Origin of the sequence: Candidatus Marithrix sp. Canyon 246 (genome assembly GCF_001723685.1) — a bacterium.
Taxonomy (GTDB): domain Bacteria; phylum Pseudomonadota; class Gammaproteobacteria; order Beggiatoales; family Beggiatoaceae; genus Marithrix.
This window is the reverse complement of the sequence record NZ_MCBX01000002.1, coordinates 117,827-135,430: the sequence shown is the minus strand read 5'-3', so window position 1 is coordinate 135,430 and position 17,604 is coordinate 117,827. Positions and strand designations below refer to the sequence as shown.

The 17,604-nt window shown below is 35.3% G+C and carries 8 protein-coding genes and 1 pseudogene; 7 read left to right on the top strand and 2 right to left on the bottom strand.

What is annotated here, in order from left to right:
- Positions 1-10: 10 nt before the first annotated feature.
- Positions 11-2,506: a DNA mismatch repair protein MutS gene (gene mutS, locus BHU68_RS01975; RefSeq protein ID WP_069469769.1), complete on the top strand. Its 2,496-nt coding sequence runs from the start codon at positions 11-13 to the stop codon at positions 2,504-2,506.
- Here the strand turns inward: mutS and BHU68_RS01970 are convergent.
- Positions 2,503-4,560 carry a DNA methyltransferase gene (locus tag BHU68_RS01970; RefSeq protein WP_069469768.1) on the bottom strand — a complete coding sequence of 686 codons (2,058 nt, stop codon included), beginning with the start codon at positions 4,558-4,560 and terminating at the stop codon, positions 2,503-2,505. The two genes, mutS and BHU68_RS01970, sit on opposite strands and share 4 nt — an antisense overlap.
- Before the next feature lie 6 nt (positions 4,561-4,566).
- On the bottom strand, positions 4,567-5,379 hold the full coding sequence (locus tag BHU68_RS01965; protein WP_069469767.1) for a hypothetical protein: 813 nt from the start codon (positions 5,377-5,379) through the stop codon (positions 4,567-4,569).
- 164 nt (positions 5,380-5,543) lie between these two features.
- Here BHU68_RS01965 and BHU68_RS16220 point away from each other — a divergent pair, with 164 nt between their 5' ends.
- From BHU68_RS16220 to BHU68_RS01940, 6 genes and pseudogenes are all read left to right on the top strand, one after another.
- Positions 5,544-5,669, top strand: a complete 126-nt coding sequence (locus BHU68_RS16220) for a hypothetical protein (protein WP_083234920.1) — start codon at positions 5,544-5,546, stop codon at positions 5,667-5,669.
- A 96-nt stretch (positions 5,670-5,765) separates the two neighbouring features.
- Positions 5,766-6,311 (top strand): annotated as a pseudogene (locus BHU68_RS01960) (MutS-related protein); the annotation flags it as partial.
- Between the two features lie 444 nt (positions 6,312-6,755).
- Positions 6,756-7,202 (top strand): hypothetical protein, encoded by a 447-nt coding sequence (locus tag BHU68_RS01955; protein WP_069469765.1) that lies wholly within the window; start codon positions 6,756-6,758, stop codon positions 7,200-7,202.
- Positions 7,203-7,215: 13 nt separating this feature from the next.
- The gene (locus BHU68_RS01950; RefSeq protein ID WP_069469764.1) at positions 7,216-12,756 is read left to right on the top strand and encodes a vWA domain-containing protein; all 5,541 of its coding nucleotides are present in this window, start codon (positions 7,216-7,218) and stop codon (positions 12,754-12,756) included.
- Positions 12,757-12,952: 196 nt separating this feature from the next.
- Positions 12,953-13,495 carry a hypothetical protein gene (locus BHU68_RS01945; protein WP_069469763.1) on the top strand — a complete coding sequence of 181 codons (543 nt, stop codon included), beginning with the start codon at positions 12,953-12,955 and terminating at the stop codon, positions 13,493-13,495.
- A gap of 13 nt (positions 13,496-13,508) precedes the next feature.
- Positions 13,509-17,573 (top strand): InlB B-repeat-containing protein, encoded by a 4,065-nt coding sequence (locus BHU68_RS01940; RefSeq protein WP_069469762.1) that lies wholly within the window; start codon positions 13,509-13,511, stop codon positions 17,571-17,573.
- The last annotated feature ends 31 nt before the right edge of the window (positions 17,574-17,604 follow it).

The following is a 17,604-nucleotide window of genomic DNA, read 5'->3' as shown; positions in this document are numbered from 1 at the left end:
AAATCAGACCATGTCAAGCAAAACTAAACATTCCCCCGCTATGCAGCATTATTTGGAACTCAAGGATGAATATCCCGATATGTTGTTGTTTTATCGGATGGGCGATTTTTATGAGTTCTTTTTTGATGATGCTATTCAAGCGGCGCGTCTTTTAGATATTACTGTTACTTCTCGTAGTAAAAAGAATGGTCAGCCTATTCCTATGTCTGGAATCCCTTTTCATGCCGTTGAGAATTATTTGGCTAAGTTGATTCGTTTGGGTGAGTCGGCTGTTATTTGTGAGCAGGTTGGTGATCCTGCTACTAGTAAAGGTTTGGTTGAGCGTAAGGTAACTCGTATTATTACGCCGGGCACTGTTACTGATGAGGCTTTGTTAGAGGAGCGTCAGGAAAGTTTGTTGGTGGCTATTCATGTTGTTGATAATGTTATTGGTATTGCTAGTTTGGATTTGGCTAGTGGGCGGTTTACTGTTATGGAGTTACAAGGGCTTACTTTGCTTCATAATGAATTGGAACGTTTGTCGCCCAAGGAATTATTAGTTAGTGAAAATAGCAACTTACATTTGCCTCAGTTAGCTATACGTCAACAATCAGACTGGTATTTTGATTTGGATACGGCGCGACGTTTATTAACCAAGCAGTTTGCTACACGAGATTTAGTGGGTTTTGGTTGTGAAGATTTGATCGTGGCTTTAAGAGCCGCTGGTTGTTTGTTGCAGTATGTGCGTGAAACCCAGAAGTCTGCTTTACCTCATCTTAAAGCTTTACATTGGGAGCGGCGCGAAGATAGTATTTTTTTAGATGTTGCTAGTCGGCGCAATTTGGAACTTGATAGTCGTATTATTGGTAAATCTGAGCATACTCTGGTTAATATTATGGATGAGTGTGCTACTCCAATGGGTGGGCGTTTATTGCGTCGCTGGTTACATCGCCCGTTACGAGATATTAAGATTTTAACAGCGCGTCATCAGAGTGTTGGTAGTTTGTTGGAACAGCAAAGTGTTGATAATGTATATCAAAAATTACGGGCTATTGGTGATATTGAGCGAATTTTAACACGAATTGCTTTAAAATCCGCGCGTCCAAGAGATTTAAGTAATTTAAGAACCGCTTTAGCAAATTTACCTGATTTACAAATAGTTTTAGTTAAAATTGATAATCCAAATATACAAAATCTAGCTAAGCAAATTGGAATTTTTCCGGGGCTTTATGATTTATTAAAGTCTGCAATAGTTGAAAATCCACCAATGTTGGTGCGTGATGGTGGAGTTATTGCGCCTAAATATGATAAAGAATTTGATGAATTATCTAGTTTAAGTGAAAATGCTGGTGAATATTTAATAGAATTAGAACAGCGCGAACGTGAACGTTCTGGAATCCCTAAATTAAAAGTTGGTTTTAATAGGGTGCATGGTTACTATATAGAAGTTGCTAGGAATAAACAAGTACCTGATAATTATATACGTCGTCAAACCTTAAAAGCGGTTGAACGTTATATAACTGATGAATTAAAAACTTTTGAGGATAAGGTATTAAGCGCGAAGGAGCGAGCATTAAGTAGAGAGAAGTATTTATATGAGTGTTTATTAGAAAAAATTGCTAAATCATTAGAAAAATTACAAGCCAGCAGTGCCGCTTTAGCCGAATTGGATGTGCTAAATAATTTTGCTGAACGGGCTAATAGTTTAAAGTTATATCCACCAGAATTTTCTAATAATGAAGGCATTGAAATTATAGAAGGGCGACATCCAGTTGTTGAAGCTGTACAAGAACAAGCTTTTATTCCCAATGATTTACGCTTAGATGAACAGCGGCGCATGTTGATTTTGACTTCTCCTAATATGGGTGGCAAAAGTACTTATATGCGTCAAACTGCTTTAATAGTCTTGTTGGCTCATATTGGCAGTTTTGTTCCGGCTCAACAGGCAATCTTGGGACCGATAGATGGTATTTTTACCCGTATTGGTGCAAATGATGATTTGGCAGGTGGGCGTTCTACTTTTATGGTGGAAATGACAGAAACCGCCAATATATTGCATAATGCAACTCGTAATAGCTTGATATTGATGGATGAAATTGGGCGTGGCACTAGTACTTTTGATGGCTTATCCTTGGCTTGGGCATGTGTAGAATATTTGGCAAATACCATTGGAGCATATACTCTGTTTGCGACACATTATTTTGAACTAACGCGCTTACCAGAAAAATTTAACAGAATACATAATGTATGTTTAGAAGCGATAGAACAAGATGATACTTTAAGATTTATGCACACTGTAAAAGAAGGAGCTGCAAACAAAAGCTATGGCTTACAAGTAGCCTTATTGGCTGGAGTGCCAGAACATATAGTAAAACAAGCCCAACTTCGGCTTCAGCAATTAGAAAGTAAACAAACAAATACTAATCCAGTAATAAGCAAGTTATATGATTTGTCACCTGATGATATGTCTCCAAGAGAGGCTTTGGATATGATTTATGAGTTGAAGGGAGATTTGGATATTATTTAATAACTTGATATCCTTTGTAATAATTCAGTTGTTTCTTTTTCAGTAATATTATTACAGGATGCGAATGAGATTGCTTGTGAACAAGCAATAACAAATTTATCACCTGAACTTAAATTTCTACCAATTGAGTCAAATCTTTGCATATATTTTTCAATATTTTTTTTCAAGTTAATTCTATTATATTTAATAATTGATGATTCATTTTGTTTTTTACAAATCAATATGATATCAAGGTTAATTGGTTCTTTTGCAGCACTCTTTGGAGTAGATACAGACATTTCTGCCTTGACAGGATGTGCTGCGACGATATTAAATCCCGCTTGAGTTACTGCATTATATATCGCTATCCATCCTTCAATAGTTGAATGATGATAGCTAAAGCACATTAAACCCTCACTTTTTAACACACGAAAACATTCGGCAAATATTTTACTTATCTTGTACGAAAACTGCTGATAATCTTTATCCTGAACCTCATTTTTATGAGATGAATCTGGGTGCGAAAGATAAGCATATTCATCACTAAGTGCCTTACTAAGCCATGCATAAAAAAAATCACTTAATTCACTGTAATGTATAAAGTCAAAATAAGGTGGATCAGTGACAATTGCATCAACTGAACTATCAGGAATATCAAGTATTGAACTGTCACCATTCAAAACTAAAGCACTATTGTCTTTGGCTTTAAAAGAATTCCAATCATCTGTGATCACAACATCAATTGGAGTGCTACAAACCAGCTTTTTTGAAGTGCGTTTAGTTTTGCTGTTATCAATCATTATTTCAAAAGGATTATCAAGATATGCCTTTGCTTTTAGTAAACGACTTTTAAACAAAGTGCTAAAACTACCACTACTCTTACCATCAATTCCCCATACTGTATTTTCTAAGGGAGTTCGTTCTGGCTTTAAAATATGATGTGAAAAAAGATGGCGAACTGCACCTGTACCTTCGCCTTTGAAGCTACAAAACAGATTATTAAATTCAAGGGTTCCGCTAAATAAACAAACAAATTGATCACGAATAGTTGTATTTTCTATTTTTAAGATACGCTTTAACAAGATTCCTAAACATAATAATTGCCGTTCATTAAAAAAGTCATGCCAATAATGATAATTATAGCCTTTGGCTTGCTTAGTGTTATATCCAAAACGAATTGCCATTGTTGGTAAAGGTAACTCTTTTTTTAATTCTTCAAACCGCTGTTTGGCGCGATTAAACAATTTATGATCAAATTCAGTGGGCTTGATATAAACCTTTTTACCTTGTTCATTAAGTGCCAAAATTGCATAGAGCTTATGATTTGGTGCATGATTGTTATCGTTGACCAAATCCTTGATTTTATATTCTTTTCCATATTTATCAAATACCTTAGCACCTTTAACAGTCCCAATTTGGGGATTAAAAATATGGGTACATTGTGGACACTGTTCATTAATACTATTGTATTTTCCTGTAAAAATATTTTCGCATAATGGACACAATATTTGTGATTCTGGCTTCTTTTTAGGATAAGCATTTTTACTAAATACATAACTTGAAAACAAAGATATCTCTTCACCATCTGGCGTAGTAACTATTTTTACCCAAAAATAATATAATGCTGGTGTGTGCTTTGATGCGCCCGGCACTTTGGTAGTATAAAACGATAGAATTTCATTTTTAACATCTTTTTCAATCGCCTGAAACTCTGTTTCGAGATCATTTAAGTTGACAGATGTTAATGCCTGTTTAACTATAAATGTGCTAACTGGGTTGACATCACAACCGATTACCTTTGCTCCTAGCTTAATCGATTCACCAAGAGTTGTACCAGATCCCATGAATGGATCAAGAACTACTTTGCCGGCATAGTTTTGCTGTTCGTGAAAATTAGACCAACAATTTTCAGACAAGGAACCTGAAACTATGGCACGAAAGACACTTCCTAAGCGTTTTGCCCACCATTTATGTATATAATAAATAGGACGATTAATTTCTTTGCGATAACTTTCGAGTTCCGCAATTTCATCTATCATTTCAAATGGAAAATCTAATTCGATGGCACGTTTCACTAATCATTACTCACTCAAGATAGGCATTGAAGGGGTTCGGGGCTTTGCAGTACGTTTTTTGCAGTCAGCGAAAATATCTTTGATAAGTTCTGGTTGCTGAGATTTATCCTGTTTTGCCTTATCAACAATTGAATACAAAAAGTTATTTTCATAAATATCGCAACGTTCTACTTCATGAGTTACATATTCAGTCAATTGAAGATTATCAATATCTATTTTCTTAGCGACAAAAACTTTCCTTGTATGGAAACACTTCAGCTTGTAATTAAGTGGATTGGGATAAGTGTACATTGCACGGTGACGCACGGAACCTTCACCATATGGACCATGACCATATTCTGTGTAGTTAGAAATTTTAGCCTTTTTGTGTAGATTAAAATCGTAGTTTATAAAATCACCATGTATCAAAATAAATGTGACAATACTGGTGCTATCAATACTTAATAAGCAAAAGAGATAATAACAAGGAATATCAACAGTAGCAGAACTCATCTTAATCAAAGTAGTGCCACAGGGTAAACTACTATTGTAATCTATTGTTAAACCACGAGAATCAGCACCACTCTTTTTCTGAATTAGTTTCTTAACCTCAATACCAACTATTACCCCAGTTTGCTTATCGCGCAAGATAATATCAGGAGTGGTTAGTTTGCCTGAACTAGTTATTTCAAGCTCAGAAAATGCTGTTGATAATTTTTGTGCAATCATAGAATCAAAAGGATCATCTTGAACTGTACCAATAATATTTGATGGGCGTAACTCAATGGGAATCACTCCATTTTCAATTTTACTGATGATTTGATGTGGGTTTTGAAACATTTGTGGTTCCTTGGTTTAAACTTTTAAGTAAATGTATATTCTGTTTTATTGTATTATACACTAGATCTACAATTTAGTTTATATAAACACATACACTTAATTGAATTTTAATATTTTATAATATACTTAAAAAAATATTAATTAAAACTAAACATTCCCCCGCTATGCAGCATTATTTGGAATTAAAAGATGAATATCCCGATATGTTGTTGTTTTATCGGATGGGTGATTTTTATGAGTTCTTTTTTGATGATGCTATTCAAGCGGCGCGTCTTTTAGGGATGTGCTAAATAATTTTGCTGAACGGGCTAATACTTTAAAATTATATCCACCAGAATTTTCTAATAATGAAGGCATTGAAATTATAGACGCTTAGATGAACAGCGGCGCATGATGATTTGGCAGGTGGGCGTTCTACTTTTATGGTGGAAATGACAGAAACAGCCAACATATTGCATAATGCAACTCGTAATAGCTTGATATTGATGGATGAAATTGGGCGTGGCACTAGTACATTTGATGGTTTATCCTTGGCTTGGGCGTGTGTTGAATATTTGGCAAATACCATTGGAGCATATACTCTGTTTGCGACACATTATTTTGAACTAACGCGCTTACCAGAAAAATTTAACAGAATACATAATGTATGTTTAGAAGCGATAGAACAAGATGATACTTTAAGATTTATGCACACTGTAAAAGAAGGAGCGGCAAATAAAAGTTATGGTTTACAAGTAGCCTTATTGGCTGGAGTGCCAGAACATATAGTAAAACAAGCCCAACTTCGGCTTCAGCAATTAGAAAGTAAACAAACAAATACTAATCCAGTAATAAGCAAGTTATATGATTTGTCACCAGATGATATGTCTCCAAGAGAGGCTTTGGATATGATTTATGAGTTGAAGGGAGATTTATCAAAAAAATTAGCTTGATACATTAACCTATCCCACTATTAATTAGTGGGATAGGTTCATAAAAACTTGTTAAATTAAGTACAGCGAATTACGTGGATAAACTAATAAAACTTCACAATTCGTTTATTTCTTAATTCGTTGTACTAAATTCAACTTTATATTTCCATCATGATTCGCGTTGGGCTTACTTTCGTAAGCCCAACTAGTTAATTATATATTGTTTTCAAATACTTATTTCAATAATTTAAAATATTTCAAAAAAAATTCAATTTTGCCCTGACCTTGTTCCTCATTGTTGCATTCTATATTATATAGCATGATGTTTTTTTTAAAAAAAACACTAATAAGTTTACGCAAAAATAAATCTTGACATAAAAAATAATACCGAGTATTATATATGGCACATGGATTTTAGGTTGTTAGGGAAAATAATTTCAATATTATTAAAATTGGAGTACGTGCATGAATAAAATATCAAAAAGCCTGTTAGGCTTGGGGGTTGCTGCAAGTTTGTCTTTATCCTGTGGGATAGCGGCTGCGGCTGGCAATATTATTGTGTTGGTTAATGATACTAATGTTCAATCTGGTGAAGAGATTGGTATCAAAGTTGTCTTAAATGGCGATGGTGTATATGACGCTTATATATGGATAGAAGGTGGCGTATTAGACGGTGCTACATTAACTGTTAATAAAGATGGTCAATGGGTACTTCGAAACGATCAGTCACCTCAAAAATTACGTGCTAATATCGATATAGAAACTTTAAATCTTCAGAAGAAAATTATAACACTTCTTCCAAGATTGAAGTTTGAAAATATAGCTGGTAGATACAAACTCACTGCTGCTTTAACTACACCCGGTCAATTGGATTTTAAGTTAATAGATGAAATTTTTGTGGTATTAAAATAAAAGGAATATGATTATGAAACGAAAAAATATATTATGGCTTTGGTTAAGCCTATTATTAATACCTAGCTTGACAATTGCCGGTTCGCCAAGCTTTAAAGGGTATAATACTGATGTCGAACCGGGAATACAAGTTGTAGATAACCCTAATGGTTCTGCTATAGTTCAGGGCAATTTCAAACTATACAACAACAATGCAGCTTCAAATGCTTTAGGATCTTCAGCATTTACTGTTAAAGTGGATGGAAATCCAGTACAAGCTACTGTTGTACCACCTAATCAGCAGAATACCAATAAGATGGCAGATATTGTGTTCTGCATGGATATTTCTGGTAGTATGAGTGGCGAAATTAATTCAGTCAAAAATAATACTCAGAGTTTTGTCAACCAATTATCCAGTAAAAACTTTGATGTACGGCTTGGTTTGATTACATTTGGTCAAGGTGGATCGCCTCAACTTCGTAAACGTAATAATGGTAATTTTTATTCCAATTCACAAGGTTTTATAAATGAATTTAAAAGCTTACGTGCTAGCGGAGGTTTTGAAGAATGGTTTGATTGTCTTGTATATGCTTCTCAATATCCATATCGTTCTGGTGCTGAACGAATTACCATTCTAATTACTGATGAAAATGGTGATCGTAGTAAATATAATATAAACACAGCTTTACCAATAGTAAAAAATAATGCCTCTAAAGTATATGGTATTTCTTATACTCATTTAGGTAATGTTGTGAAAGCAGTTAATGAAACTGGTGGTAAGTTATTCAACGCTCGTGATAACTTTAATAGCATTCTAAATAGTATTGCCAATTCTATTATCAATACTTATAGTGTTTCACTATTGACTAATGTTGGTCCCGGTCAACATTTCTTACATGTTACACCTAGTACTAATGATCCAGTTGGTGAAGATAAAGAACCATTTAAAATTGGAGCTAATCCAGTTGTTTCTCCTCCTCAATCACTCACTGATTTAATCAATAATGGTGTCACTCCCGGTGCTGTTACAATCAATATTGAAGCTCAAGTTACTGATCCAGATGGTAGTATTAGTCAGGTAAATATTTTATGGGATGACCCAAGTAATAATGGTACTAATGCCATGACTGCTCTGGGTAATAATATTTATGGTCACACTTATTCAGGTACTCTTAATCAAAATCAATGTTTTGCTTTCGCAGTTCAAGCATTAGATAATGAGGGACGCAATACTACTGTTCCTGCTAACTCAGGTAATACACCGGGTGGTAAATGGAGAATTTGTGCTTCTGATACTCCACCAGTTATAGGTACTATAAGTTCTAATAATTATGATTATCAACAAGATGTAAATATTAGTGTAGATATTAGTGATGATAATGGTAGTGCTAGTTTAGTTGTTACCTTAAAATATCGTGAAGTAGGTGATGCTACTTGGCAACATATAGCTATGTCTGAAAGTGGTGGTACATTTACAGCTACTATACCGGCTGCTGTTGCAGGATTTAAAGGACTTGAATTAGATGTTGTAGCACAAGATGCAAACAGTAATGTTAGCAATCAACTTAAAACTTTGACTGTTAATGCTATTCCTGTAACTATTGTAGATGTTACTAAACATACAGATACTACAGATGTTGGACCTTTCTCAGTACATGCAATTGTAGTTGGTTTGGATGTTTCTAATGGTGGACAAGTTGAATTAGTTTCCAATGGTGCAACAATCGCCATGACACAATCAATTACTGGTACGAATGCGCAAATGTTGAGTAATTCTAATATTTACGTAGCTAAAATTGCAGCAGCAAATCCGGGTGATAAGGTTTGCTATTCTGTAAAAGCTAGTAATCCAACAACTAATGTACAATCTACAGAAACTTGCTTTGAAGTTCTGCAACCTATTTCGCCTTTAGCAGTAACGCCAGCATCTTCTATTATGGCAGTTGGTGATAGCCCAGTGGAATTTGTAGTAACTGGTGGTTATGGTACTTATGAATGGTCTGCATTAGATGGTACTTTATCAACCACTTTGGGTGATAAAACCAGTTATACACCAACTTTAACAGGTTTAGAGAAACTTAGTGTTAAAGATAAAAAAGGTTTTACCGCTACTGTAATTCTTAAAGTGTTACCTGCATTAACAATTGATCCACCAGTAAATGGTCAGAAATTTACACCATCTACTAATATTTCTTTAAACGGGATTGGTGGTGAAGAACCTTATGAATGGCAAGTTGATGGTGCTACATTCCAAGCTTCTGGTAATAACAATGAAAATGTTGAAATAACTTTAGGTGCTGATCCTGCAACAATTAAAGCAACACTGACAGATGCTGCTGGACGTACTCAAACTGTTTCTTTTACCAATAACGGGCAATTAAAAATTAGTCCTAACGGTCCAAATGTAACAATTCAACCTGATTCTGAAACAGAGTTTACAATATCTGGTGGTGATGGTTCTTATCAATGGACTACAATTGGTGGAGATGTTGATAATCCAACAGCAAATACAGTTAAATATAAAGCTGCTAGCGTACCGGGAACTTATCATATCTTAGTAAAAGATGGCAGCGGAGCTTCAGCTTCACTTATTCTAAATTCTGGTACTCCTTTAATAGTAACACCACATTGCGCTCGTATTCAACGTAATGAAATTGCTGATTTTGAAATTGTTAGTGGTACAGCTCCTTATAAATGGGAAGCTAACTTTGGTAGCTTATCTTCTACTAGTGGCAGCAAAATTAGCTTTACACCTGAGTCAAATATCGGACTTTATGAAGTTACTGTACATGATGCCAGTGGTGCAATTGCAAAACTATGTGTACAAGTTGCAGAAGGTATTATAGTAACACCATCTACTATAAGTGTAGATGTTAATAGTACTACAACATTAACAGCAACTGGTGGTAATGGTAGTTATACTTGGAGTGCTACAAAAGGTACTTTATCTCCTAGCACTGGTGGAAATGTTACTTATACTGCACCAAATTCTATAGGCGCAGATACTATTACAATTAGAGATACTGCTGGTAACGAAGCAACAGTAAGTGTTCAAGTAATTGGTACTACAGGTGTACTCGGTGTACGGGTAACTCCATCTGTTGCTGCGGTGCAAGTTGGACAAACTAAAACCTTTACTGCACAAGGTGGTAGTGGAAATTATACTTGGACTGTTAAAAATGGTACTGTTTCACCTAATAAAGGTGCTAGTATAACTTATACAGCACCAAACTTAGCTGGTACTGATGAAGTTACAGTAGCGGATGATAAAGGCAATACTGCAACAGTTAATGTTAATGTGTTATCAACAGTAGGTGTTTTATCCATTACACCAAAACAAGTAACTATAAATCCCAGCGATACACAAACTTTTACAATTGCTAATAATATAGGTGGTATAAGCTGGAGTGCATCTGGTGGTTTTATTGATAGTAATGGTACTTTCACTGCACCTCCAAGCGGCGGTAGCTATACTATTACAGCAATAGACTATAAGAGTGGTCGTAGCGTAGAAGCTACTGTTATAGTAGGTTCTAAATTAATTGTAACTCCTACTGAAGCTCAAGTTAGTGCTGGTGGTAGTAGCAGCTTTAGTGTTACTGGTGGCGAATCACCTTATAGTTGGAATGTAATAGGTGAAGGATTCTTAGATAGTAATACTGGCGACAGTGTGCGCTTTACTGCTGGTAGTAGTGCTGGTGAAGTTAGTTTAATTGTTTCAGATAATCAAGGTGTTACTGGTCAAGTTAAGATCAAAGTCAGTGGCACTATGGTGATTACACCTGAAAAAGCAATATTGTCACCTAATGGTACTAAACAATTTACGGTATTTGGTGGTAGTGGTACAATTGAATGGATTGTTACACAAGGTAAAATTGATGATAAAGGTAATTATACCGCACCATCAGGTTTAGGTACTTATGTAGTTACTGCTAAAGATGCTAATGGCAATCAAGCCTCAGTTACTGTTGAAGTTAAGAATATACCTGTGATTAGTCCTGCATTTGCTTGGTTAGATAAAGGTGGTACAGTAGCATTTGATGTAGTTGGTGGTACAGCACCTTATCAATGGAATACAACAGCAGGTAAGGTAACTACAAGTGGTAATCGTGTTACTTATGAAGCACCTCAAGTCTCTGAAACAGTTACTGTAACAGTTACTGATAATGAAGGTAAAAAATATCAGGCTATTATATATGTAGATATACCACTACGTGCTACTAAACAGGAGATTTACTTGAAACCGGGAGCAACTAAACGTGTTGCTGTAACTGGTGGTGTACCTGCCTTTGAATGGCAAGCTGGTAAAGGTGAAATGAAAGATGTACGTACTGAGGATGCTGGTTATAATTATTATACTGCACCTAATATAATGGGTGAAGATGTAATTAATATCCGTGATCGTAAGGATAATAAGATTGAAGTTAAAGTATATGTAACACAACCTCTTCAAGTAACACCTAATGTGCGTTATATGAAACGTAATGAAACTACCACTTTTCGTGTAGTTAGTGGTGTAGGACCTTATACTGCTGTGAGTGAAAAAGGTACAATAAACCCTACTAGCGAAACTGGAGACTTTACATTTAGTTCAGCTCAAATGAATGCTGATGAAAATGTTACAATTACATTTAGTGATAATTCAGGTCAATCAGTAACAGTCAGCGTTTTTGTTGAAGTAGGATTGAAAGCCAGTAAAAAAACTATCTATTTAGATAGAAATGCTAAAACTACTTTTAGTGTTATAGGTGGTACTGGTGGCTACTTTGCAGAGGCAGCAAGCGGTGAAGTAAAAATTGATAAGGATACCGGTAAAGGAACTTATACTTCTCCAAAACGTGTTGGTACTTATGATATAACAGTAACTGATAGTTCAGATCAAAAAGTTGTGATTCAGGCTGTTGTAGAACCCTCTACGCCTACTATTTCACCATCAATAATCACAATGTCACCGGGTGAAACTCGTACCTTAATGGTTAATCGAGGTGCAGCACCTTATGTATGGACTTTTAATGGTAATCCTATCAGAGAAGGTGAAGATGATAATTATATCACAACTGAGATTGTTAATATAACAGCACCTGAAACTGCTGGTACTTATGAAGTAGTGGTGGAAGATGTAAATGGTCTGGAAGGCAAAGCTACTGTGACTGTGTTCCAACCTTTAATGATTTCACCTATATCACATCCAGTGTATAAGGGCGAATCTGTGGCTGTACGTTTCACTCAATTAGGTGGTGCTGGTAAATGCGATTGGGCACTTGCCGATCTACAAGAACTTCAGAAAGGTGATGACTATATTGTAGTACGCCCACGTACTGATGTAGAACTAGGTACTCAATATAAAGTTATTTGCCGTGATCAAAATGGTGATAGTACACAAGCCATTATTGTTGTAGGTAGTTTGCCCGGTGATTTAAATGGTGATGGCATCATTTCTGATGAAGAAGCAGAGTTAGCAATAGAACACTACTTTAATGGTCAAGCATTAAATGGTGTCACTATTGATAAACGCCAATTATATATGCACGTTGAAGCTAACATTATTGTGAATCAAGTTGGTATTCAACAATAACAATACTTTTGGTCTAAAGACCTGTCAGGTTTTGAAAACCTGACAGGTCTGATAGTTGAAAGTATTTAGTATTACTATTATCCTCTCCTAATGGAGAGGATAACTTAAATAGCAGAGTTGAGGTTTAGGGAAGATGTTCCTCTGAATACTTGATTCTGCTTTTTTTTTACCTATCATTCCTTTATAAAAAAAAACTATGAATAACATAATTTCATTATTAATATTAATCTTATTTTGTTCCACAACTTCTGCTCAAGCATTAACAGTCACGCCCAAAGAAATTTGGAGTAAACCTCATCAAACTCACTACTTTACAGTAACAGGTGGTTTAACACCTATTTTTTGGCAAAGTAAAACTGGTGATGTAAGAAGAAGTAAAGATGAAAATGTCTTTATTTATCGTGCCCCGCGACGCTATATGCAAGATTATGTACGCTTTTTTGATCGCGCTGGTCAAACTATACAAGTAAATATTAATGTGCTACGTCCATTAGAAGCATCTCCTAGTATTCGTAATATCCCTATAAATGATAAAACTAATTTTATGATTATTGGTGGCAGCGGTAAATGGCAACTAGAACCTAACGACTATTTGAATTTACACAAAGATAGTAGTATATTAAAGGTTGAAGCTGGAAATGTAGCTGGATTACATAAAATCCAAGTGTATGATGAAGTAACTCAAGATCTAATTGAACTAGAAGTTAGAGTTTATGCTCCATTAGATCTGTTAAATTAACGGAGAAATAAGGATGAAACTAGACTTTAAATGCTATCTAAGTGCAATTTTTGCACTGTTGGTAACAACAAATACTTCAGCAGAAATATTAAGTAGCAGCGAGCAGCATAATTGTGCTGTAAAAGATGATCAGACTATAAGTTGCTGGGGTAAAAATGATTTTGGTCAAAGTGCCTCACCTAGTGACAATAATTTTGCCAAAGTTAGTGTAGGTAAATATCATAGTTGTGCCCTTAAAAATGATGGAATAATGACTTGTTGGGGTAGAGATGATTTTGGACAAGCAACTGCGCAAACAGGTAAATTTTTAGAAATAAGTAGCGGCAATGTTCATAGTTGTACGATCAAATTTGATAATACTGTTATTTGTTGGGGTAATGATATACTAACAACAGGAAAAATGAATCCTCCTAACGGTAAGTTTTCACAAGTAAGTGCTGGTTATAACCATAGTTGTGGTGTAACTACTACTAATACTATTCAGTGTTGGGGAGAAAATACTAATCGTGAAACAATTCCTCCAAGCGGCACATTTTCTCTAGTAAGAGCAGGTTATCAATTTACTTGTGGTATAAAAACTGATGGAACATTAGATTGTTGGGGTAAAAATGATGAAGATCAAACTTCAGCACCAAGTGGTGAATTTTCCAAATTAAGTGTTGGTCAAAATCATGCGTGCGCAATTAGAACAACTGATAACAGTATAGTTTGTTGGGGTAAAACTGGTAAAAAAACACCACCAATTGGAACGTTTAAGGAAATCAGTGTTGGTTCAGATCATAGTTGTGCCAAAAAAACCGATAATAGTGTTGAATGTTGGGGAGATAATTTATTCAAACGCGCTACTCCACCAAAAGGGCTTAAACTAATTGATCCACCACCAATTATTATTATTCCACCACCTATTTGCACATTAACAACTAATGTCATAGGTGAAGGTAGAATAGTAAGATCACCCGCTGAACCTTATGAATGTGATACTGAAGTTACATTAGAAGCAAGAGCTGATGAAGGTTATAACTTTGTACGTTGGGAAATAGATGAAATTGATAGCGGTGATGAAAACCCAATCACTATTACTATGGATAAAGATAAAACAGTAACTGCTGTTTTTGAAAAAATTGAGTGTTGTAAAATCACTATTGATCCGTCTTTAAATGGAGGTATTATTTCACCAAGTAAAAGAGTATTTGAAAAAGATGAAGAAGTTACTTTAACAGCCCAACCAGAACATTGTTATAGCTTTACAGGCTGGAGCGGTGGTGATTGTAGCGGCAATGATTCTAATTGCACACTTATAATGGATAATAATAAAACCATTTCAGCCAATTTTGTTAAGGGTGATTTTAGTTTAAAACTAATTCCAGCTGGAAAAGGTAAAATAATTTCTGATCCAGCTAAATCAAGTTATGCTTGTGATGAAGAAGTTAAATTAACTGCTACACCCGATGAAGGTTATGAATTTGCGCGATGGGATGGCGATATTAGTGGCAGTAGTAATCCTTTTTCTGTCACAATGAATAGTAATAAAGAGATTAAGGCTATTTTTGAACCAACAGAGGTAACATTGTTAGTTACTCCTAATGGCAATGGTTCTGTATCAGTTTCACCTGAATCTGACAAGTATTTTTATGATCAAGAAGTTATATTGACTGCTGAACCTAAAAATTGTAATAAATTCAAACAATGGCACGGTGCATGTAGCGGTAATATGCCAACTTGCGAAATTACATTAAAAGAAAATACCTCAGTTATGGCAGAGTTTGAACCTGAAACTTTCAGCTTAACAGTAGATGTCAGAAATTGTCAAGTTATCCTTAATCCTCATAATCAACTTTATAATTGTGGCAGCACAGTTGAATTAAGCGCGGTAGCAAATCAAGACTTTAATTTTGTTGAATGGAGAGGTGATGCTAGTGGTTCTAATCCAAATATCAGCATTACTATGACAGAAGATAAAAATATCATTGCTGAATGTATAACAGATGAACTCAATATTATTCCAACAGAAGAAATTATTCCAATTTATACAGACGGAAAACCTAGATTACGTGCTAAGGGTGGAGTACAGCCATATAGTTGGTCAAATACAGGTGGACAACTAACTGCAACTACTGGTGAGATGGTAGATTTTTCTGCTAATGTTCTCGGAAACTATCAAGTAACTTTAACAGATCAGAGTGGTCAAACTGATCAAGTTACTATTGAAGTTTATTCACAGCTCAGTTTATCTCCACAATATGTTCCTAATTTAAAAATTAAGAAAATACAAGCATTTGCTATTACAGGCGGTAAACCACCATATTTAGTAACAACCAGCCTTGGTTTTTCTCAATCAATCAGCCCTGATGCTAATGGGATAGCAAACTATAATTTTACTGCACCTGAGAATCCCGGTACCGTTACATTAACAGTGAAAGATGCAATTGCAGGCGAACTATCAGCTCAAATTAATATAGTTCCTGATACCAAACCAACAGTTACACCATCAGGTACAGTGGAAAATCCATTAATATTATCTTTAGGAGAAGACATTCGTCTAACAGTGAAAGGTGGAGTACCTAATTATAATTGGACAGTAACTGCTGGCACTTTAAGTTCAACTCAAGGTAAAACAGTAACTTATATTGCTCCAAAAGCATCTGGAGAACAAACAATCACAGTTACTGATAATAAAGGCAATGAAACTGAAGTACCAGTTAAAGTGATTAATGAACTAGCTTGTAGCCCTCATTTAACTACAATGATTTTAGGTGATAAAAGTCCAATCACATTTCGTGCAATGGGTGGTGCTGAACCTTTCCGTTGGGAAGTAGAAGCTGGAACCATTAATCCACCTGAAGGTGCCGAAGTCAATTATCAACCACCAGCTCAAGAAGGTGAATTTACTGTAACTTGTAAAGATGCCCAAGATAAATCAGTAACTCCATTAATACGAGTTATAAAAGGTTTGAGTGCTTCACCAACAGAAAAACTCTTAGCTATTGGAGAAAGTGCTCAATTACAAATTGCAGGTGGTCAAGCACCTTTTACTTGGGTTGCAGAATGTGGTGATTTAACTAAAACTTCTGGTACTTTAGTTGGATATACTGCACCTCAACGTAATGGTGTTTGCGAAGTCACAGTAACAGATGCGCTATCACAAGCCGCTAAAATTAGAATACAAGTTATAGGTAATTTAATTATTACACCTATTAAAACTGTGGTAGCAATTGGTGAAACTGTAAAAATATCTGCTGCTAGAGGAACTGAGCCTTATACTTGGTCAGATGGTAAAATTGGACGTATTTGGACTGGTAAATTTACCAAGGTTGGTCGCCATGAAGTGATAGTTACAGATGCTGCTGGTGATACAGGTTTAGCAATAGTAGATATAATTCATAATAACTTAGGTTTAACACCAGAACGCGCATTTTTATCTCGCAATGAGATTCTAAATATAACTGTTGCTGGCGGCACCTCACCCTATGCTTGGAATGCAGAAGCAGGAACTTTATCCAGCACCAAAGGAACACGAGTTGCTTATATAGCACCTGATCAACCCGGAAGTTATAATATTACGGTAAGAGATGGGCGCGATGTACAAGGGCAAGTCAAGGTAATTGTTAAAGCTGATGTAATTGATTTACCATCTGGCAAACCAAGAAATGACATGGGTTCAATTAATAGCAATATTATTGTTGATGGTATTGAGCGTCATGAAAAAGAAATTTTAGTAGATGCTGCTTCTAATATAGAAGCTAGTTTCAGCTTAGAAATGCCTAATGATGGTCAACAGTATAAAGTTTATGCTGCTATATTATGGGTTGGCTTAGAAGAACAACCTGTAATATTGTTTAAAACCTCAACTCAGCAAAAGTTGGTGCGTTCTGATCTAAGTCAGGAATTTCCGGTTTATAAAACCGCCGCAGCTGGTGAAAAAGTTGAAGTTGTTGTAAAGGATGTATATAATGGTCCATTATCAGAATATAGTGGTCATCAAATGGTGTTTTATGTTGGATATGCGGCTGTTGGAACTGATGTGTTAAAGGGTTTATTGTTTAATGCTACACAGCCTTATAGTGTTTTAGTTAAATAAGGAAAAAAGACCTGACAGGTTTTTAAAACCT